Genomic DNA, 20,695 nt, shown 5'->3' with positions numbered 1-20,695 from the left:
TGTGTTTCCTCACCTACCGTTTTATCTCTTCATATAATTGTAAAGTTGTATTTCTCTATTTTAATTAACAATTTGAAGATTCACACTATTTATTTACAGTCTTGAGCAATGGAGGAACAACAGCTGTCGTAACAATGCCTGCAAGAACAGCTTCAGCAAGACCATTTGTAAAGAATACTGTTAAAACAGCTACAATAATTGCAGTTGTACTTTCAGCATTAATCGCTTGTGCATATGCCTCATTAAAAATTAAAGAAATTGACCCCATTACCAAAAATGTATGAATAAAAGTTGTAAGCAAGCCGGTTATAAATAAACTTGTTTTTTGCTTAAGCTTCTTTTGTGTATCAGATTTGTGAATTGCTTTAAAAATGTAATAAGGGATGAATCCCAAAATAACCCGAGGAACAATTGCTACAAATATTGCCCACATGCTTCCGTTACTTGTACCTAAAACGGGAATAGCTGGTGAAAAGGCAAATGATAATAAAGTTGGTGAAATCGTATTGATCACAATACTTGTAAGCCCAAATATGAGCCCTAGAAAAGATCCAATTTTTGGACCTAAGATTATTGCTGCAACGATGACAGGAATATGGATGATTGTTGCCTTAATTACACCTAAATGGATAAAGCCAAATGGAGTAAATGCAGCTAATAAAATAATTGAAACAAAAATAGCAGTTAAAGTGAAATTTTTCATTTTCATATTATAATCCCCCCACTGTACTTATTTTTATAGATTTTAATCAGCCATAGAAATCGTATTTATTATAAAGTAAGGATATTCTAACATTATTAGTGAAAAGATTCCAGTAACAATTCATATTCTCAATGGTTATCAGTCTTACTTATCCCGCTAGGATCAATAGGAATGGTAGATCGTAAGCTGATCATTTCATTATGAGCATTTTATGAAATATGTAAGCAATGAAACATTGTCTCGCTTAATTTAACAAAATTCAACAATCATTAAAGGTGTTTTTCTCAGGGATTATCAACTTGAATTTAAGAGAAAAATAGAAGATAGTGAATATTTGATTCGCATGGTTTCAGTAGATGAATTGTTAAGCTTCGGAAATAGTTTAGGTTTTAATTCTGAAACTAGAGTTCTAGATCTCTGTTGTGGCTATGGGACAGTATTGATCATACCCTTGCCATGGGGGGCAGTTTCTTGTTGAGGGGGAACGCTAGTCTATCATAAAGTCTATGCTAAAGTGCAGAATCCACCACAGGACTTGCTAGATTTCGAGGGTGAAGTCCTGCCACTTTCAGAACTTAATGGCATATTTAATCGACTATGCTATGTTATTGTTCAAATGGCTACTGACTCAAATAGTGAATGGGAAAGGTATATCACACGGACAACAAGAAATGATATCGAAAGACTTCGTCAGAATCCTGGTGATACTGATTTAAAAGAATGGATTGATAAATAGCATCAAATATATTTTGATTATTGCCGTTCTTATCAAGGTCAAGCCTTGTTCGGTCAGCAAAAACTTTAATGGTTAAATGAGAGGGCTTGTTCTCACTTTAACTAACCAAAAGATGATTTCTTTATTAATAAAAGTAGTACTAAGTATGGTAAGTGGCTGATATCAGATGGTAAAACTCATCCTTGTTCCGTCGATCAATTTTTTTGATCGGGTGGATTCCAGTTGGCCAAATCCAGATCTTAAAGTTTTGGGACGAGTAACCGCGATCCCAGTTCCAATCAGTGGGGAATTGGGCAGGCAGACTAAACTCACCAGGTCTTGTGGTGAGGTCTGCATGACCTACATCTTGTAAGCCCAACCCCTACTGATTGAAGTTTTCACTTTATCTCCTCTGGATGGTGCTAAGATTCCACCTTCTATCTACTTGGGTGGAGAATATGGATAAAATCGATTTATTTTTACATATTAATTGAATAGGTTTTTCACTGACATCATCTATTTGGTTCGGTTAACTATATTTCCTTTAATTCGAATCTGCAGCGGATTTTTCGCTTGATTTGACACAGTCTATTGCAACGACAATTGCAATCACGATATGTTCATAATCCTCGTCGTGGACATCAACCTCAAACGTATCGCCCCAAGTAAACCACTTTTCATTGACATGCGCAATCTTGTTACCCTGGCGGAAGATTTCAAAGTGTTTATCCCACCAGTCTCCCTTAATCTGGATTTCGGCGCTATCGATTCGGTAGCGATCTTTGAAGAAGGAAAATTCTTTAGCAATAGTTAGGATTTCTTCGCCATCAACCTCAATAAAAAATTTTGGTAACAAACTGAGGACTTTTTTTGTAATAGTAGCTATATGATTGCCACTCGTATCTTTAATTTCAAATCTTTTTGGAATGGATAGAAAACTTCCTTGAATAAAATATTTATCTACTTGATTTTCATCTTTAACCGTAAAACGCTCACCTATGCTAAAAACTTTTTGTTTGATATATAAGCGACCCATTTTTCTCCTTCTTTCTAATTGATTTGAGCCAATTTTTACAGGCTAGTTGATTTAAATTATAGCAAATAAAAAGTGTTCAAGGTTTAATTATTTAAAAACTAACCATATCTATTTTTAATAGCATGAATTTGTGTATGTTAATCATCTGTAGACTGAAACAAGGAAGTGGAAACAGATAGCGAAGCAGCGTAAATAATAATGGTGGGTTTTATTTTTAGTAAATCAATCCCTTTTTTAGAAGATTAGACTTTTGATTATATGATGACATTCTCTTTAACTCTTCGTCCTACTACATCCAACCACTAGGATCTTCCTAATGGTCGGGTGTTTTTTTATTGCAGTGCAACGATCAGTAAGACCCTCACTTCAAGAATTCGAAAGAAACTAGGAATCGTAAGCGGGGGACCACCTGATAGTAGGGCCCCAATTGGTTCAAGGGCCTTTAGGTCATACTCTTGCGGTAGTAACAAATGTTTTCGTTGGGACGAGTAAACTCGTTTTAAAAATATCTTAATCATTTTGAAAACCATTCGCCTCGATCACTGAGTGCTTTTTCCTCTAAAAAATGTCGGTTTGAATCTAATCGATAGTAAGTAGAAAATCACACGACCTCAAGATTTTAGCAAATCCCGTCATATTACACCTTTTCACTGAATAGAATGACTGAGAATAAACGATATGTATTCAATGATTCAAGAAAATACCCCTTCATCATAAACAGACATAATATTGTGTTTTTTTGAAAAAATATCGTTCAATTCATTATTTCTTTTATTTGAAAAGGGGCCTGAATAATGATGAGGAAAGTTAGTTTGCTTTTTGTTGCATTTTTATTTGTGCTATATGTATTTGGTTTTCCTACTAGTTCTCATGCAAGGGAAAGTAATGGGACGATAATGGTTGATGACTCCAATGTATACGAGCAAACAAAGTACTATCAGGATAATCTACTTGGAGTGGCAGGCGGGTTTCATCTTGTTGGTTTAGATAGTGTAAAGAACAATGTCCATGTAAATGGAAACATATTAACAGATAAATTAATTTATGGGAGTGATTTTGGCACGTCTGATGTAGAGGAAGTCAGTTATATTAAACAGTTCGAATGTGGTTCAGCGATTAATACAACCTCCCATGTCGATTCGATTTTAGTTGTCGGTAGGGATGTCGAGCTTGATTTGGTTGATAATGGTCAGGCGTGGTCGATTAATGGCTATAAAGTCGATGCCCCCAATAAACAAAATAGTCCTAATCATTTGTGGCAGGATGGTGAAAGGGAGTTTATTGATTTAAATAAAGTGAAACAAGATGTTATCCAGTTAGTTAATGACCTGTCTATGTTAGACAATAATACAAGTACAATTAATAATAAAGATTGGAATAAACAGGAGCTTATTGTTGCTACAGATAATCAATTTAACGTCTATAACGTAGCCCTTGGCGACCTTGATTTTTCTAAGCCGATTGATATAAAGGGTTTTAATAAGGATAAAGCATCAACATTAATCATCAATGTTGATATGAGTCAGATGGAAGATCAAAGTTTATTCACGATACCTAAATCAATTGCACATTATACGGATGACTCACAAGTTTCAATTGGGCATGTTACAAATTGGTCTAATGCTAATGTTGTTTGGAATGTGTACGACTCTTCAAATGAAAAAAACATATATACAGGAACAATAAAGAATTTGGCGGCAGTTACGGGATCTATTATATCTCCAGGAGCAACGGTTATTTTGGATCATAATCTTAATGGGACAGTTGTTGCAAAGGATATAGTAGTAAACGGTGAAACCCATAGAGATGATTATACAGAATCTGAAGATCCGGATCCCACTGAACCAAAAACAGTGAATATTGCGGTTGAAAAGGTTTGGGAAGGAAGTGCCCAGGAATATGTAACCATCCACTTACTAGCTGATGGTGAAGTAGTGGATACAATTGAGTTATCTGAAGTGAATGATTGGAAACATGTATTTACCGATTTACCGGTAGAGACAGACAAAGGTGAAATTTTATATAGTGTTGAAGAAGTTGCAATAGCAGGTTATGAAACAACGATTACAGGTAATAAAGAGGACGGCTTTACGGTTACCAATACGGAGATAGAAGAGCAGATAGTGAATGAGCCAGCCCCTATCGATATTACAGTTGAAAAGGTTTGGGAAGGAAGTGTCCAGGAATATGTAACGATCCACTTATTAGCTGATGGTGAAGTAGTGGATACAATTGATTTATCTGAAGCGAATGATTGGAAACATGTATTTACCGATTTACCAGTAGAAACAGACAGAGGAGAAATTTTATATAGTGTTGAAGAAGTTGCAATAGCGGGTTATGAAATGACAATTACAGGAAATAAAGAGGATGGCTTTACTGTAACCAATACGGAGATAGAAGAGCAGATAGTGAATGAGCCAGACCCAATCGATATTACAATTGAAAAGGTTTGGGAAGGCAGCGTTCAGGAACAAGTAACGATCCACTTATTAGCTGATGGTGAAGTAGTGGATACAATTGAGTTATCCGAAGCAAATGATTGGAAACATGTATTTACCGATTTACCAGTAGAAACAGACAGAGGAGAAATTTTATATAGTGTTGAAGAAGTTGCAATAGCAGGTTATGAAACGACAATTACAGGTAATAAAGAGGAGGGCTTTACTGTAACCAATACGGAGATAGAGAAGTCTAAGCCAATAACAGGGACGGCAAAGAAAATAGACGCCAATAATGAAATTGAGCATTCGATTATGAAAGCAAAAGATACAAAATTTATAGAAGAAAGTGCATTTTTACCTAAGACAGCCACTCATACCTTCAATTATCTTTGGATTGGTTTAGGCTTAATCTTAACGGGCGGATTGAGTTATTTTATCTTAGGGAGAAGAAGATGGAAGTCGTAATGAATAGAGGATTTTTTATCTGAATTGCTTTTTGTAAGTCGATCGTTATTACTACCGAATTTGAATTAATTAATATGGAAGTAAATAAGATGTTTCCTTTAAAGATAAATGATTAACACCTAATATGATTTAAATAGGGCTAATTAGTTAACGATTCGGAGAAAAGATAAGTGATACCGTCTGAGTTTATCGGTATCACTTATTTGAATATTAATTAAATGGATAGTTTATTTTCTTATTGGTGTGAATCAGCATAAATTGCCATCGCATCACGCATAAACATGGCTAAACCTTCACCAAACTGGTCAATATTTTCCGTGAAGCGTTTATCATCGACGTACATCTGACCTAAATTTTTAAATGCTTCATATGAATAGTTACCTAATTTATTCAAATAAACATACCAGGCGTTGATTTTTTCCTGGGCTACTTTTGAATCTGGAGCGAAATGACGAACAGCGGCAAGATCATGATAGATTTGATTGAACTTATCCTGCTCAAATTCAGTTAGCTCTTTTGCTTTTTTATTTGCTTGATCAACTGCCTGATCGCCCCATCTTTGTTTTGCTTCCTCTTCATAGGGGTTATTGCTAAAATCAAATCCTGAAAATTTTTCCTCATTAGACATGGCTATCTCTCCTTTCGTATGTTGAATTGTTCTTTCAATGGTATCAATCATTTTGTTCAGTCGTTCCCTTTTCTCTAATAACATTTTGTGTTGCATATCCAAAGCGTCCAATTGATTAAAAGAAGGACTATGAATGATCTCTTTAATTTTATTTAAGGGGAATCCAAGCTCTTTAAAAAATAAGATTTGTTGTAGTGTTTCAAGATTTTGATCAGAATAGATGCGATATCCTGACTCAGTCATTCTTTCTGGAATAAGCAAATCAATTTCATGATAGTGATGTAGTGTGCGCACACTAATACCAACTAAATCAGCAACTTCCTTTATTTTTATATTGATCCCCCCTCACTAAATATAATAAAGTATAACGTAAGGTTAGAGTCAACGCTTTTCTTGAAAAAATTCAATCAAGTTGATCATAAGAGAGGCCCTGCATATACTTAACTTAGAAGATAGACTTTAATATTTACTAGTAGGGGTGAAAACAGTGCATTATTCTGTCAATGAATCGGATACACTTTACGCGATTACTTATCGATTAAATAAGGATATAGAGGACGTCCCGATTGGGAAATTAGGTCGTTTTAACTTCCCAAAAGGCTATTATGTATATGTGGGTAGTGCCAAACGGAATATAGTAGCTAGAATTGGGCGACATATGAAAATTGATAAGAAAAATAGATGGCATATTGATTATTTGCGACCATACTTAGACATTCAATCTGTGCAAAGTTATCCTGAACAAGAAGGAGAATGCCAGCTGTTTCAAAATTTAATGTTGGAACATAGGGGAAATATGCCAGTTAAAGGCTTTGGCTCATCCGATTGTAAATGTTATGCCCACTTATTTTATTATGAAGCTTAGCTGGTTTAAGAGCTTAAGCTATGAATCAGCAATTCAGTCGAATAATTTTTTAAAAACTGGCATCCCCATCCCTTAGTTTGTTGATTAATATAGGTAGAAGGCTACTTTGTCGAATCCTTAGCGAAGAAAAACAGCTAGCCAACCCAATTTATTTTTAATTGAATCTATATTGTATTTTTCTTAGGGGGTCATGCGTCTATGCTCGAAAACTGTGGTTCTATGCTCGAAAATCGCAATCTATGCTCGAAACTGTCTTCTACGCCCGCACCCTGGCTCTATGCTCGAAAATCTCATTTTATGCTCGGAAACTGTGGCTCTATGCTCGAAAATCTCATTTTATGCTCGGAAACTATGATTCTATGCTCGAAAATCGCAATCTATGCTCGTAACCTGTATTCTATGCCCGCACCCTGGCTCTATTCTCGAAAATCACGATTTATGCTCGGAAACTATGGTTCTATGCTCGAAAATCGCAATTTATGCTCGGAAACTATGGTTCTATGCTCGAAACTGTATTCTACGCCCGCACCCTGGCTCTATGCTCGAAAATCTCATTTTATGCTCGGAAACTGTGGTTCTATGCTCGAAAATCGCAATCTATGCTCGCAACCCATGATCTATGCTCGGAATCATTCGGCAACCTAGTACCAATCCCAATCCGTGGGGGATAAGGGACGGTAGACTACACCCACCACATCCCACCCACTGATTGAAGTTTCACTTTATCTGATTTCCCGCAAAGGACTTCTACTTCGATCCCCGTTAGAAATGAGTGGGGAACCAATCTAATTTATCTATTCCATGATATGATAGGATCAATCAATATCGTTTTTGAAAGGTGTTTATCATGAAAAAAATTATTGAACAAACTGAAAATTTAAATACAGTGACCACTTTAGTGAGGGATTTAGAAAGACTAGGTGTAAAGCAGGGGATGAGTATATTGGTTCATTCATCTTTATCTTCTATTGGTTGGGTTAATGGTGGGGCAGTTGCTGTAATTGAGGCATTAATGCAACTTATAACAGAAAAGGGCTTGATTGTGATGCCAACACAAAGTAGTGATTGGAGTGATCCAAGTAAGTGGATGAATCCGGCTGTACCAAAGGAATGGTGGGATGAAATTCGTCTTACAATGCCTGCATACGATAGCGACACAACCCCAACTAGTGGAATGGGGCGAATTGCTGAGACATTCCGAACCTATCCACTGGTTGAACGTAGTAATCATCCAGCGCTCTCCTTTGCGGCTTGGGGAGATAATAAGAAAAAAGTATTAGCAGATCATTCACTTGATTTTGGATTAGGTGAAAAATCACCACTCGCCAAGTTATATCAACTTGATGCCCACATCTTATTTATTGGTACCGGCTTTGATACGAATACAGCCTTCCATTTTGGAGAATATCGGGCCCCTGGTTATCGGATTGTTCATGAGGGGGCACCAATTATTGAAGAAGGCAAGCGGATTTGGTGTCAATATCAGGATATTGACTTTGAGGAAGAACTGTTTGAACAAATGGGTGAATTATTTGAGCAACAGCATATTGTAAAGAAAGATCGAATGGGTTTAGCTGAATCGCGTCTATTTTCACTTAGGGAAGCTGTTGACTTTTCAACAGCTTACTTTCGAAAAAAAAGAACATGTAACAGTTAGATAGAGATTATCTTTTTATCGTTGATTAACTGATGGTGATTCCTCACTGTAACACTGGATGATAAGTGAAAATAAACGATCAGTAAAAACTTGATTCGTCTATCTAATACTTAGTGGGGGTGAAGTCTCCCACTAGCTAGAGGTCACTTAATATTACCGGTAATTCACAGTCAGATCTAAAATGTGAGTATCAATTGCCGATATCTTTTTTTGATAAAAACTTAAATTTGTTAGTAGGGCCTCCTTCCATTCTTAGAAGGAGGTTTTTTACGTGGAAACTCTAAGTCCGTAATCCCAGTTGGAAAATGACTTTTTATACATATACCCAAAAATGAAGTAGGGACGAGTTAAAACTACATAGTAAAATATTTGATTGACTATCATTCAAGTGGAAATTAGAATGTAATCATACAATCAAATCATGGTTTGAATGAGGTTGGATAAAATGAATGAACATACAAATCTGCCATTAAACACCTGTGAAGTCTTTAGTTTTGATGAGGAAAAGGTGAATCGAGCAAAAGTAGCGATTGATAGTGAAGACTTTATTCCTGTTGTTGCAATGTTTAAAGTTCTTTCTAGTCAAACGCGCTTAAAAATTATTTATGCATTAATTGAAGAATCGGAGCTTTGCGTTTGTGATGTAGCAAATATTATTGACTCTACAACTGCTACTGCTTCTCATCATTTACGACAGTTGCACCATAATGGTTTAGCGAAAGTAAGAAAAGAAGGAAAACGTGTTTTTTATTCATTGGATGATAATCATGTGAAAAAGCTGATGACCATAGCTATTGAACATGGAAAAGAGGTGGCTTATCGTGAAGAGTGATGAACAAATTTACCGTGTCAAAGGCCTTTCATGCGCGAATTGTGCCGGTAAATTTGAGCGAAATGTTAAAGCATTACAGGGTGTAACAGATGCGAAGGTGAATTTCGGTGCAGGGAAAATCTCAGTTTATGGTGAAACGACTGTCGAGGCTTTAGAACAGGCTGGGGCATTTGAACATTTAAAGATTATACCTGAACATCAAGTAAAAACAGCTGTTGGGGAAAATGAAGTTGGTAAGCCCCCTTACTATAAAGAATATAGTTCATTGCTGTATGCAACGGTCTTTCTATTGATTGGAATTATCTCCTCTTTCATCAATGGAGAGCTAAATCCTGTCACCATTTTGTTATTCGCAACATCGATCACTGTATCGGGATATGACTTGTTAAAAATAGGTTGCAAAAATTTACTGAAGTTCGATTTTGATATGAAAACGTTAATGACAGTTGCGGTTATAGGTGGGGCTATCATTGGTGAATGGCTAGAAGTGGCTGTTGTCGTTATTTTATTTGCCCTTAGTGAAGAATTAGAACGTTTTTCAATTGATCAAGCGAGGCAATCAATTCGTTCATTAATGGAAATTGCACCAAATGAGGCCTTAATTAGAAGAGATGGTCAAGAGATAATACTAGCTGTTACTGAAATTGAAATTGGCGATATCATGATTGTTAAGCCTGGTGAAAAAATTGCAATGGATGGAATTGTTAGTGCAGGGCATTCTTCTGTGAATCAAGCAGCGATTACTGGTGAGTCAGTTTCAGTTGAAAAACGACAAAAGGATACTGTTTTTGCCGGGACTTTAAATGAAGAAGGAACGCTTGAAATACAGGTCACTAAGCTTGTTAATGATACAACTATAGCTAAGATTATCCACTTAGTGGAAGAGGCACAAGCTGAACAGGCACCAGCTCAAGCTTTTGTTGACCGATTTGCACAATATTATACGCCGATTATTATGGGGATTGCCCTCTTAGTCGCTATAATTCCTCCATTGATTCTAGATTTGAGTTGGAAAACATGGGTTTATCAAGGTCTAGCCGTTCTCGTCGTTGGTTGCCCTTGTGCCCTTGTTGTCTCAACACCGATTTCAATTGTTTCCGCAATTGGAAATGCAGCAAAAAAAGGAGTGCTTATAAAAGGTGGGATATACTTAGAAAAGATCGGTACACTAAAGGCCATTGCTTTTGATAAGACAGGAACATTAACTGAAGGTATTCCCATTGTCACAGATTATCAGGTGTTTAATAAGGAAAAGGATCAAACTGACTGGCTAAAAATCATAGCAGCACTTGAACGGCGTTCTCAACACCCGCTTGCCTCAGCAATTATAAAAAAAGCTGAAATGCTAGATTATCATTCCATAATAGTCGAGGATTTCGCTTCAATTACAGGAAAAGGGGTTACCGGTCGGATCGATAGTACCAATTATTATGTTGGAAGTCCCGCCCTTTTTACTAATCAATTGGATCAGCTGATAATAGAACAAATAGAGTCTTATCAAAAAGAAGGGAAAACAGTGATGCTTTTTGGCAAGGAAAAAGAAATTCTAGCTTTGATTGCTGTTGCTGATAAGATACGGGAATCGAGCAAAACTGTGATTAAACAGTTGCATGAAGTGGGTATCAAAGAACTAGTGATGTTAACGGGTGATAACCAACTGACTGCTATGGCTATCGCTGAGCAAACAGGTATAACAAATGTGCAAGCCGAATTAATGCCTGATGACAAGCTTGCGGTGATTAAGGAAATACGCGATTACTATGGCGAGGTTGCGATGGTCGGTGATGGGGTGAATGATGCACCGGCTTTAGCTGCGGCAACGGTTGGAATTGCAATGGGGAGTGCAGGAACAGATACAGCAATTGAAACGGCTGATGTTGCCTTGATGGGTGATGATTTGGCTAAATTACCATTTATCGTTAAGTTAAGTCGTCAGACATTGAGCATAATTAAGACGAATATCTCGTTTTCAATTTTAATCAAGCTAGTGGCTCTTTTGCTTGTAGTCCCGGGTTGGTTGACACTTTGGATTGCGATTGTATCAGATATGGGGGCAACATTGATTGTGTCATTAAATAGTATGCGGTTGATAGGTGTGAAGGAGTAGAATTCCCAAGTGCGGAATTCTACTTCCCTCCCAGAACAGGTGAACAAAAAAGCACATGCTTATCCACCATGTGCTTTTTAAAAAATATAAAGTGATTACTGGGCAAGCATGTCTGTTACTTCACCAGTTTCAGGGTTAACTAGATACCAACCATATGTGGCTGTATGTGATTCACCTTCACCATGATCAACTACCTCGAATACTTGAATACGATAATTCCCCTGCTCATCCTCACCGTCGTATGAGTAATTTAGCTCTGTGTCTAGTTCAGCTCCTTGAACAAATTTCTGGACGAGATCAATCGCCTCTTCAGAGCTATAGGGGCCATTATTATTTTCAGTTTCCTCTGCACTGTCATGGTTTTCCTCGGAAGATTCTACTTCATGACTATCATCAGATTGGTTGTCGTGATCCTCTGTTTCTTCTGTTATAGTATCCCCGTCATGATCCTCTGTTCCCTCTGTTATAGTACCCTCATCTCGATCTTCAACTGCATTCATATCCACATTATCTTCTTTTACTGGTGCCTCATTTGTTCGACAGCCAACAAGAAAAAGACAAGCTATTATAAATAAAACTTTTTTCATCTTTGTCCCACCTTTGCATAGAAAACCGCTTTGTAAAAAAACTTGATACACTTATTTTAAATTCTTTTGCCCAAATAAGCAATTTTAACATAGTCACATACTTACTGACTGACACTTTTTTTATCGGTTAAAAAATTCAAAACCTTTAATCGCAGATTAGTGGTTATAAGGCTCACTTCAATTATGCAAGGGGAATGATTGAATTATAAGTGGAGATCAATTTTTGTAAAAATTTGATTGCTTCATCTTTTGCTTGGGGAAAACGAGGAAAACCTCCGCTGAGTGAAGCCTAACCATCTTAGACGGTTACCCACAAAAAAACAATATGAGAAGTTAAGTCTTGAACTCAATTTACCGCTTTCATTCATGGCATATTATGATATGATAAGAATAAGTTAATACGCATTCTAGAGACAATAGTGAACAAATCAGACTCAATATTAGCTGAAGGGGGCATTGCGATGGATTATAAATATCAAACGCCTCGGTATTTAATCGTAATCGAACAGATTAGAGATAAAATTAGTAAAGGTGAGATTGAACCTGGGCAGCGTTTGCCTTCGGAGATGGATTTTGCTAAACAATTACACGTCTCACGTAATACACTGAGAGAGGCTCTACGAATCCTTGAAGAGGAAAATATCATTATTAGAAGACATGGTATTGGGACCTTTGTTAATAAAAAGCCTGTTTTTTCAGGTGGATTAGAAGAATTATTTAGTATTACAGATATGATTAAGCGGGAAGGGAAGACACCTAAAACGGAATTGCTGTATGCTGGTTTTACAGAACCGCATTGTGAGGATAGTTCTGAATTGAAGATCGAGGGCGACGAACGTATTTTTCTTGTTAAACGTGTAAGAAAAGCCGATGGTGAGCCACTTGTATATTGTATTGATAAATTACCTGAAAAGGTGATTGGTAGTGATTACAACTTAAGTGATGAATCAATGTTGAAATCCTTACAAAAGGATGCTGGAATTACGATTAGCTATGCAGAAGCAGATATAAAAACAATTAGTTACCATAAGGAAATATCAAAAATATTAAATTGTGATCGTAATACCCCATTATTAATTTTGAAACAAACACACTACGATCTCAATGATATCCCCGTTCTATATTCATTAAATTACTTTCGATCGGATCAAGTGAGTTTTAATGTTTTGAGAAAACGGATTTTTTAACGAGAAAACTTAATGTCTTCTTTTGTGCAAAGTAAAAAAGATAGATATTAAGTTTTTGTTGATTAAAATCAGCAATATCGTCGATTGACTCGTTGGACGTCTAACCTATATAATAAAATTGTTAAGGATTACCTGCTCTATGCTGGATAGATCTAGCTTGGTATTTATCACAGATTAACGGATTATATGCACCACGCTGTAATATTTCAAGTGAAAAGAAGGGATGATAAGTGGGGAATGATAGCCCCCCACTAGATGAAGATCTTCTTTATCTGCTAGGATGATTAAATACAGTTTTAAAGTAGCTAAATGATGATGAAAGAAAGTATAGGTCCATATGTGAAGGCAAGTTAATGTATATAAGTTTACTGTGAAAATGCTTATACTGACAAGGCATGTAACCCGATTGGTATATTTCGACAAAGTATGACAGTGATTAATGAAAGCATCGCTTTAAGCTAAAAAATGAAAGGATGGAAGCTAGATGAGAATGGTGGATCTGATTGCAAAGAAACGAGATGGATTTGCTTTAACAAGGGAAGAAATCGCCTTTATGATTGATCAATACACAAATGATCAAATTCCCGATTATCAAATGTCGGCAATGGCCATGGCTTTGTATTTTCAAGATATGACAAAAGAAGAACGCATTTATCTTACTCAAGCTATGGTTGCTTCAGGTGATGAAATTGATCTTTCTGAAATTGAAGGAATTAAAGTGGATAAACATAGTACGGGCGGAGTCGGTGATACAACTACATTGGTTCTAGCTCCATTAGTTGCAGCTGTTGGTGTTCCGGTCGCTAAAATGTCTGGACGTGGTTTAGGACATACAGGAGGTACTCTCGATAAATTAGAAGCAATTGATGGTTTCCAGGTGGAGATAGATGGGAAAACATTTAATGAACTCGTTAATAAAAATAAAGTTGCTGTGATTGGGCAAAGTGGAAATCTAACACCCGCTGATAAAAAACTTTATGCTCTTCGTGATGTGACTGGCACAGTAAATTCTATTCCTTTAATAGCAAGCTCCATTATGAGTAAGAAGATCGCATCAGGTGCTAATGCGATTGTATTAGATGTGAAGACAGGTTCAGGTGCTTTTATGAAGGATTTAACCGGAGCAAAGGATCTGGCTCAAGCAATGGTTGAGATTGGGAATGGCGCAGGTAGAAGAACAATGGCGGTTATCTCGGACATGAGTCAGCCGTTAGGTTATGCAGTTGGAAATGCCTTGGAAGTAAAAGAAGCAATTGCAACTTTAAAAGGTGAAGGACCAAGTGATTTAACTGAATTATGCTTGGTGCTAGGAAGTCATATGGTTTATTTAGCGCAAAAGGCAGATACTATTGAGCAAGCACGTGAAAAATTAGTCGCTGTTATCAAAAATGGCCAGGCAATAGAGAAATTCAAAACGTTTATTGCTTCTCAAGGCGGCGATTCTTCAATCATCGATCAACCAGAAAAATTACCATCCGCTCGCTACCAAACAGCTGTGAAAGCTAGGGAGTCTGGCTATATATCTGAAATTACTGCGGAAGAAATTGGGGCTGCGGCTAGCATGTTAGGTGCAGGAAGAATGACAAAAGACTCAGAAATTGATCTTGCAGTCGGTGTCGTTTTGACGAAAAAAGTCGGCGACTATATTGAAGCGGGAGACACAATTGCAGTCGTTCATAGTAATCAAACAGAAATCAAGGAAGTTTTAGCAAAAGTTGAACAGGCCTATCAAATTCAAGTTGAGGAAGTAACATCAGCACCATTGATTCACGCCGTTATTTCAGAATAATGATTTGAATTAATTAAGGTAATTGATCAATTGAGCTTTTATGGACTAGAAATAGTGCAAATGAGTGATAGAACTAATCATAAGCTCAGTTGTTTTTTCTCAGATTAACTAGCTGTATACCGATCACTACAGTTATGCGAGGAAAATGATCGGATGGTGAGTAGGAAACAATAGCCAGTAACGGTCTGATTGGTTTAGGGGTCTTTTATGGTAGAACAAATGCTTTCGATGGGACGAGTAACCGCAAATTACTTCGATGGGACGAGTAACCGCAGTCCCAGTCCCAGTCCCAGTCAGTGGGTATAGAAGAAGGCAGACTAAGCCCACCAGGTCCCGTAGCCCCAACTCCCACTGATTGAAGTTTCACTTTATTAGTATTTCTTTATATTGATGTTGATCGAGTAAGGATAAACTATCTGGCAGTTTTATAATTAATTCAAAGGAGAGACTGTAATGGAAGAACAATTTAAACGTATATTCTTAATCGTATTAGATTCAGTTGGGATTGGTGAGGCACCAGACGCAGCTGATTTCAATGATGTTGGTGCCGATACCTTGGGGCATATTGCTGAACATATTGGTGGCTTAAATATGCCAACAATGGGACAGTTAGGCTTAAGCAATATCCGTGAAATTAAAGGAATAGAAAAAGCCAATCGTCCTTTGGCATACTATACAAAAATGGAGGAAGCATCTGTTGGCAAAGATACGATGACTGGCCATTGGGAAATAATGGGCCTTTATATCGACCAACCTTTCCAAACGTTCGCGAATGGTTTTCCAGATCAATTACTTGATGAATTAAAACAACGTACAGGACGTGGTATTATTGGCAATAAGCCCGCTTCAGGGACGGAAATATTAGTCGAACTTGGTGAAGAACACATGCGAACAGGGGATCTAATTGTTTATACTTCTGCGGACTCAGTTTTACAAATTGCTGCGCATGAAGATATTGTTCCAATCGATGAATTATATCATATTTGTGAAATTGCTCGTCAATTAACAATGAATGAGGAATATATGGTAGGTCGTGTGATTGCCCGTCCGTTTATCGGTGAACCTGGCTCCTTTGAGCGTACAGCTAATCGCCACGATTATGCATTAAAACCTTTTGGTCGTACAGTTATGAATGAATTAAAGGATGCTGATTTTGACGTACTTGCTCTAGGGAAAATTTCAGATATCTATGACGGTGAAGGTGTAACGGAATCGATTCGAACAACAGATAATGATGACGGTATGGAAAAATTCATTCAATCTATTGACCGAGATTTTCATGGCTTAAACTTCTTAAATCTTGTTGATTTTGACGCTAAATATGGCCATCGACGTAATCCCGAGGGTTATGGTAAAGCGTTAGAGACATTTGATCAACGATTACCGGAAGTCATAGATAAATTACGTCAAGATGATTTACTCATTATTACTGCTGACCATGGAAATGATCCAACACACCATGGAACAGATCATACCCGTGAATATGTACCGTTACTCGTATATCATAAAAATATTGAAGTTGGATCAGAATTGCCACTTCGAAAAACTTTTGCTGATATTGGTGCAACGATTGCTGATAATTTTAAAGTTAAGCTGCCAAAATACGGGGAGAGTTTTTTACCAAAGATAAAATAATGAGGGGGAGGAGACAATGGAATTAAAGCAATTAGAAGAAGCAAAATTATTTATCGCCGAAAAGCTTAAGGTAAAACCAAAAGTTGGTTTAATCTTAGGTTCTGGTTTAGGAATGCTGGCTGAACAAATTGAAGCACCTGTTCGAATTAAGTATGCGGATATACCTGGTTTTCCTATTTCAACGGTCGAAGGTCACGCAGGTCAACTAGTAAGTGGAACTCTAAAAGGTGTACCAGTGATTGCAATGCAAGGGCGGTTTCATTACTACGAGGGTTACGAATTAGATATCGTTACTTTTCCTGTTCGTGTAATGGGGGCATTGGGAATTGAAACATTGCTAGTAACCAATGCGGCTGGGGGAGTTAATACTGATTTTACACCCGGTGATTTAATGTTAATCACTGATCATATTAATCATACAGGTCAAAATCCTTTAATTGGACCAAACGATGATCGTCAAGGTGTACGCTTCCCAGACATGTCAACAGCTTATGACCGGTCACTACAAGAGATTGCTAGGAAAGTTGCTAGTGATCTTGGCATTGATCTTAAGGAGGGAGTCTATGTTTGGAACACAGGACCAACTTACGAAACACCAGCGGAAATTAGGATGTTACAAGCAGTTGGTGGGGATGCTGTTGGTATGTCAACTGTTCCTGAGGTTATTGTTGCTCGTCATATTGGGCTCAATGTATTAGGCATTTCATGTATTTCTAACATGGCTGCGGGTATTTTAGATCAGCCGTTAAACCATGAAGAAGTGATCGAAACAACAGAAAAAGTTAGAGAAGCCTTTTTAACACTAGTTACGGAGATTTTGACATACTTTCCTTAGTTTCCTACTTTATTTACTTGAACAATAATAACAAAGGGGGGTTCTATATATGGTTGAGCATTTAATTGATGAAGCAAAAAAGGCTAGAGAAAAAGCATATACACCTTATTCTAATTTTAAAGTTGGCGCTGCTTTACTGACGAAGGATGGTCAAATATATCATGGTTGTAATATTGAAAATGCAGCTTATTCAGTTGGTAATTGTGCAGAGCGGACTGCGCTATTTAGTGCCTATGCAGATGGCGTTCAGGACTTTGAAAGATTAGTGGTTGTTGCTGACACGGATCGTCCCGTTTCTCCATGTGGTGCTTGCCGACAGGTCATTAGTGAACTTTGTCCGCAAGAGATGCCAGTCACCTTGACTAATTTACGGGGGGATGTTCTGGAGACAACAGTTAAAGATCTATTACCAGGTGCCTTTTTATCCGATGATTTAAAAGAGAGTAAGGGAGAAAAATCAAAATGAAACAAGCATTAGCAGAAATGATCGACCATACAGCATTAAAAGCAGATACGACAAAGAAAGAAATTATCAAATTGTGTCAGGAAGCAATTGAATATAATTTTTCATCTGTTTGTGTAAATCCCACTTGGGTTAAGCTTGCCAGTCAAGAATTAGCGAATACGGATGTTGATGTATGTACAGTGATTGGCTTTCCATTAGGCGCATCGACCTCTGAAACGAAAGTATTTGAAACAGAAGATGCAATCAAGAATGGTGCGACAGAAATTGATATGGTAATTAATATTGGTGCCCTAAAAGATCATGATGATCACCTTGTTGAAGCTGATATTAAAGCAGTTGTTGAGGCAGCAAGGGAAAAGGCGCTTGTTAAGGTGATTATTGAAACCTGTTTACTAACAGATGAAGAAAAGGTTAGAGCCTGTCAACTAGCAGTAGCGGCAGGTGCAGACTTTGTTAAAACATCAACTGGATTCTCTACTGGTGGTGCAACAATTGAAGATATTGCACTGATGAGAAAGACAGTTGGACCAAATATTGGTGTGAAGGCATCTGGTGGTGTTCGTGACCAAGCGATGGCAAAGGCGGTTGTTGAGGCAGGTGCAACACGAATCGGTGCAAGTTCGGGAATTGCGATTGTTAAAGGTGAACAAACGAACGTAGATTATTAATTAATTATAGACTAAATAATAGAAACCCTTAGCAAACTACTTTCGTTGCTAAGGGTTTCTATTTGTTCTTCTTAAAAAAAGACTCATACTAACAAAAAGTAGGGTTATTAATTTGCTATTTGGACAACTTTCATTGCTCATATAGCGACTACATATTAGAAAAAGTCTACTTGAGATGGTTAATTTAATCAGTTGCTTTGCCCCATGGGGAGGTATAAGTAGGATTATCTTTTCTTGTCACTTGGATCCTTCACCGTTAAAAGAGAAAATGGTTCCAGAAATAAAAAAATGAACATTAATATAATTACAAGTTTAGATTATTTTGAGTCTTCATCTCATGATGCTTTTAGAGGAGCAAGGGGAGCATATTATAAAACAATTAAGTCAATAAGAATATTGAAAAAAATAATATTCCAATAAGGGTAAATATGATGATCGATAGAAAATCAGAAGATGAAATTCAAGATTTGGTTAATTTTCTGAAAATGGATTTAGGAGTAAACTATATAGCAGATATCATTATCCCTATCGGGAGGGCGGAGAAAACTTCAGTTAATCATTTAAAAAAGGTAAGTTCTTATTATAAAAAAATAGCTATAGATCAATGGACATCTAAAAAACCATTAAACTTAGATGAAGCAAACATTTGTAGCTCTAATTGTATATACTCAAAGGATTGTGGGGTTAATAGAAGCTTCTTATTTATTGATTATCTAGAAAATGCCATATTATGTCCCTCCTTTTAAAAAAAGAATATTCAGAAAATTTTTTCTTTGGGAACATTTTTGAAGATAATTCATCTGGGATATTCAATAACTTTTTTAATGATAATTTAAATGTTAATTGTCATAAATTAAATGATTGTGAATTCAAAGAACAATGTTTGGGTGGTTGTCGTTCACGAGCTTTTCATTTCACTAAATCAATAAATGGCATTGATCCAGTTATGTATAATGTATATATAAATGTCAAGATAAGAATGTGCACTTGGGCATGCGGACAAAATCTTAAACCAAAATGGCCTAGGAGGAAGTTCATATATACTATAGGTGGTTTTTTTATGATAAATTACCGTAAGATTTTGAAGCTATATTTTTATGAGGTTTAGGAAAGATAACAGTTACACATTAAGCTCGAATGAAATTGAAATATTTATGATTAATGGTGTAAAGAAACTTGTCCCCCTATCGATGTTAAGTAATGGGGTTTTTTAGTTCAACTATTCGCAGATTGGTCACATTTCTTTTTTTGCTATAGGATGTTTTGAACAATTTAATGGATAACTAAAATAGATAGATTAATTTAAAATCAAAACCACCAGATCTGGCGGTTTTGATTAAAATTCTTTTTTAAAAATTATTGCAAAACTAGTGTATTAAAATCATCTGATTATAATCAGATAGATGCATCATAGCAATAATTAAAATATATATCAATCATCGATTAACGAAAAATATTCTTCTTGAACATTTTGTAAATCTATTTTCCAATGATCATTAATTTTTTTTAAATTAAAAGTATTGTTAGAGGTATAGCCGTTATCATATATAAATTCGACTTCAATAGATGCCTCTTCATTTGATGGGTCTATAAATTGTTCTGATAAATTAAAACTATTGTAAGTCGGTGCATTAATATCGTTTGATTCTTCTTTAATAGATTGTAGAAATTCATCATCTAAAACAGTATCGTCTACATAGTTAATTGCCTTCTCAAATGAGTAAGGTCTTTGTTGAACTTCAGTAAGATAAGCATCTAGTGTCCCTTCAGGTGTTGTTAAAGATTCACTTTTTAATTTATTCCAGATAAAAATACCACCGAGCAAAAGAATTAAAGTTATAACTAGAATGATTATTTTATTTTTCTTCAATACAAACATTCCCTTCTGTTATTTTCCTGTTTTTAAAAAATTTACATTTTACCAGGAAAATGTTATATTATTATTATATCATATTAAGGTAATGTAAAAAGTTCTATGAAAACTAAGGAATAAATAAAAACATGAGATTTAGCTATTAAAAATTGGTTAAATACTAATTTAATGTTCTTGGAAAAGAGAATAATTGTTATTGATCC

18 protein-coding genes are annotated in these 20,695 nt (G+C 36.3%); 13 read left to right on the top strand and 5 right to left on the bottom strand.

What is annotated here, in order from left to right; translation table 11 throughout:
• Positions 1 to 85: 85 nt before the first annotated feature.
• Positions 86 to 709 carry an ECF transporter S component gene (locus tag KQI76_RS08715; RefSeq protein WP_216399939.1) on the bottom strand — a complete coding sequence of 208 codons (624 nt, stop codon included), beginning with the start codon at positions 707 to 709 and terminating at the stop codon, positions 86 to 88.
• 508 nt (positions 710 to 1,217) lie between these two features.
• Between KQI76_RS08715 and KQI76_RS08710 the strand changes: the two genes are divergently transcribed.
• The gene (locus tag KQI76_RS08710; RefSeq protein ID WP_216399938.1) at positions 1,218 to 1,439 is read left to right on the top strand and encodes a hypothetical protein; all 222 of its coding nucleotides are present in this window, start codon (positions 1,218 to 1,220) and stop codon (positions 1,437 to 1,439) included.
• Positions 1,440 to 1,962: 523 nt separating this feature from the next.
• Here KQI76_RS08710 and KQI76_RS08705 read toward each other — a convergent pair.
• Positions 1,963 to 2,454: an LURP-one-related/scramblase family protein gene (locus KQI76_RS08705; protein WP_216399937.1), complete on the bottom strand. Its 492-nt coding sequence runs from the start codon at positions 2,452 to 2,454 to the stop codon at positions 1,963 to 1,965.
• Positions 2,455 to 3,251: 797 nt separating this feature from the next.
• On the opposite strand from KQI76_RS08705, the gene KQI76_RS08700 reads away from it, so the two are divergent.
• Positions 3,252 to 5,363 carry a Cna B-type domain-containing protein gene (locus tag KQI76_RS08700; protein ID WP_216399936.1) on the top strand — a complete coding sequence of 704 codons (2,112 nt, stop codon included), beginning with the start codon at positions 3,252 to 3,254 and terminating at the stop codon, positions 5,361 to 5,363.
• A 235-nt stretch (positions 5,364 to 5,598) separates the two neighbouring features.
• On the opposite strand, the gene KQI76_RS08695 is transcribed toward KQI76_RS08700, so the two are convergent.
• Positions 5,599 to 6,330 carry a MerR family transcriptional regulator gene (locus KQI76_RS08695; protein ID WP_216399954.1) on the bottom strand — a complete coding sequence of 244 codons (732 nt, stop codon included), beginning with the start codon at positions 6,328 to 6,330 and terminating at the stop codon, positions 5,599 to 5,601.
• Between the two features lie 148 nt (positions 6,331 to 6,478).
• On the opposite strand from KQI76_RS08695, the gene KQI76_RS11815 reads away from it, so the two are divergent.
• The 4 genes from KQI76_RS11815 to KQI76_RS08675 all read left to right on the top strand — a co-directional run bounded on the left by KQI76_RS11815 (position 6,479) and on the right by KQI76_RS08675 (position 11,452).
• On the top strand, positions 6,479 to 6,856 hold the full coding sequence (locus KQI76_RS11815; protein WP_216399935.1) for a GIY-YIG nuclease family protein: 378 nt from the start codon (positions 6,479 to 6,481) through the stop codon (positions 6,854 to 6,856).
• Positions 6,857 to 7,703: 847 nt separating this feature from the next.
• The gene (locus KQI76_RS08685; protein ID WP_216399934.1) at positions 7,704 to 8,513 is read left to right on the top strand and encodes an AAC(3) family N-acetyltransferase; all 810 of its coding nucleotides are present in this window, start codon (positions 7,704 to 7,706) and stop codon (positions 8,511 to 8,513) included.
• 445 nt (positions 8,514 to 8,958) lie between these two features.
• A complete protein-coding gene (locus KQI76_RS08680; RefSeq protein WP_216399933.1) occupies positions 8,959 to 9,345 on the top strand; it encodes an ArsR/SmtB family transcription factor in 387 nt (128 codons plus the stop codon).
• Positions 9,314 to 11,452, top strand: coding sequence for a heavy metal translocating P-type ATPase (locus KQI76_RS08675; RefSeq protein WP_216399932.1), 2,139 nt, complete (start codon positions 9,314 to 9,316; stop codon positions 11,450 to 11,452). The genes KQI76_RS08680 and KQI76_RS08675 overlap by 32 nt, the downstream gene beginning before the upstream one ends.
• Positions 11,453 to 11,547: 95 nt before the next feature.
• Here KQI76_RS08675 and KQI76_RS08670 read toward each other — a convergent pair whose 3' ends face one another.
• Positions 11,548 to 12,039: a PepSY domain-containing protein gene (locus KQI76_RS08670; RefSeq protein WP_216399931.1), complete on the bottom strand. Its 492-nt coding sequence runs from the start codon at positions 12,037 to 12,039 to the stop codon at positions 11,548 to 11,550.
• A 461-nt stretch (positions 12,040 to 12,500) separates the two neighbouring features.
• Between KQI76_RS08670 and KQI76_RS08665 the strand changes: the two genes are divergently transcribed.
• The 7 genes from KQI76_RS08665 (at position 12,501) to KQI76_RS08635 (ending at position 19,365) form a co-directional block, all read left to right on the top strand.
• On the top strand, positions 12,501 to 13,226 hold the full coding sequence (locus KQI76_RS08665) for a GntR family transcriptional regulator (protein WP_216399930.1): 726 nt from the start codon (positions 12,501 to 12,503) through the stop codon (positions 13,224 to 13,226).
• Positions 13,227 to 13,710: 484 nt separating this feature from the next.
• Complete coding sequence (locus KQI76_RS08660) at positions 13,711 to 15,015, top strand: pyrimidine-nucleoside phosphorylase (RefSeq protein ID WP_216399929.1); 1,305 nt, start codon at positions 13,711 to 13,713, stop codon at positions 15,013 to 15,015.
• Between the two features lie 453 nt (positions 15,016 to 15,468).
• Positions 15,469 to 16,650 (top strand): phosphopentomutase, encoded by a 1,182-nt coding sequence (gene deoB, locus KQI76_RS08655; RefSeq protein WP_216399928.1) that lies wholly within the window; start codon positions 15,469 to 15,471, stop codon positions 16,648 to 16,650.
• A 16-nt stretch (positions 16,651 to 16,666) separates the two neighbouring features.
• Positions 16,667 to 17,485 (top strand): purine-nucleoside phosphorylase, encoded by an 819-nt coding sequence (locus KQI76_RS08650; protein WP_216399927.1) that lies wholly within the window; start codon positions 16,667 to 16,669, stop codon positions 17,483 to 17,485.
• 49 nt (positions 17,486 to 17,534) lie between these two features.
• Positions 17,535 to 17,951, top strand: a complete 417-nt coding sequence (locus tag KQI76_RS08645; protein WP_216399926.1) for a cytidine deaminase — start codon at positions 17,535 to 17,537, stop codon at positions 17,949 to 17,951.
• Complete coding sequence (gene deoC, locus KQI76_RS08640; RefSeq protein ID WP_216399925.1) at positions 17,948 to 18,619, top strand: deoxyribose-phosphate aldolase; 672 nt, start codon at positions 17,948 to 17,950, stop codon at positions 18,617 to 18,619. The genes KQI76_RS08645 and deoC overlap by 4 nt, the downstream gene beginning before the upstream one ends.
• Positions 18,620 to 19,050: 431 nt before the next feature.
• On the top strand, positions 19,051 to 19,365 hold the full coding sequence (locus KQI76_RS08635; RefSeq protein WP_216399924.1) for a hypothetical protein: 315 nt from the start codon (positions 19,051 to 19,053) through the stop codon (positions 19,363 to 19,365).
• Between the two features lie 686 nt (positions 19,366 to 20,051).
• Here KQI76_RS08635 and KQI76_RS08630 read toward each other — a convergent pair.
• A complete protein-coding gene (locus KQI76_RS08630; protein ID WP_216399923.1) occupies positions 20,052 to 20,489 on the bottom strand; it encodes a hypothetical protein in 438 nt (145 codons plus the stop codon).
• Between the last annotated feature and the right edge of the window lie 206 nt (positions 20,490 to 20,695).

The organism is Amphibacillus sp. MSJ-3, from assembly GCF_018919165.1.
Taxonomy (GTDB): domain Bacteria; phylum Bacillota; class Bacilli; order Bacillales; family Amphibacillaceae; genus Amphibacillus.
Note: the sequence above shows the minus strand (reverse complement) of the source record. Positions and strands in the feature narration are given on the sequence as shown.

Bases quoted from the DNA above. Each gene is read 5' to 3' on its own strand.
- KQI76_RS08715 (WP_216399939.1), bottom strand. From the start codon at position 709: ATGAAAATGAAAAATTTCACTTTAACTGCTATTTTTGTTTCAATTATT.
- KQI76_RS08705 (WP_216399937.1), bottom strand. From the start codon at position 2,454: ATGGGTCGCTTATATATCAAACAAAAAGTTTTTAGCATAGGTGAGCGT.
- KQI76_RS08700 (WP_216399936.1), top strand. From the start codon at position 3,252: ATGAGGAAAGTTAGTTTGCTTTTTGTTGCATTTTTATTTGTGCTATAT.
- KQI76_RS08685 (WP_216399934.1), top strand. From the start codon at position 7,704: ATGAAAAAAATTATTGAACAAACTGAAAATTTAAATACAGTGACCACT.
- KQI76_RS08680 (WP_216399933.1), top strand. From the start codon at position 8,959: ATGAATGAACATACAAATCTGCCATTAAACACCTGTGAAGTCTTTAGT.
- KQI76_RS08675 (WP_216399932.1), top strand. From the start codon at position 9,314: ATGGAAAAGAGGTGGCTTATCGTGAAGAGTGATGAACAAATTTACCGT.
- KQI76_RS08670 (WP_216399931.1), bottom strand. From the start codon at position 12,039: ATGAAAAAAGTTTTATTTATAATAGCTTGTCTTTTTCTTGTTGGCTGT.
- KQI76_RS08665 (WP_216399930.1), top strand. From the start codon at position 12,501: ATGGATTATAAATATCAAACGCCTCGGTATTTAATCGTAATCGAACAG.
- KQI76_RS08660 (WP_216399929.1), top strand. From the start codon at position 13,711: ATGAGAATGGTGGATCTGATTGCAAAGAAACGAGATGGATTTGCTTTA.
- deoB (WP_216399928.1), top strand. From the start codon at position 15,469: ATGGAAGAACAATTTAAACGTATATTCTTAATCGTATTAGATTCAGTT.
- KQI76_RS08650 (WP_216399927.1), top strand. From the start codon at position 16,667: ATGGAATTAAAGCAATTAGAAGAAGCAAAATTATTTATCGCCGAAAAG.
- KQI76_RS08645 (WP_216399926.1), top strand. From the start codon at position 17,535: ATGGTTGAGCATTTAATTGATGAAGCAAAAAAGGCTAGAGAAAAAGCA.
- deoC (WP_216399925.1), top strand. From the start codon at position 17,948: ATGAAACAAGCATTAGCAGAAATGATCGACCATACAGCATTAAAAGCA.
- KQI76_RS08635 (WP_216399924.1), top strand. From the start codon at position 19,051: ATGATCGATAGAAAATCAGAAGATGAAATTCAAGATTTGGTTAATTTT.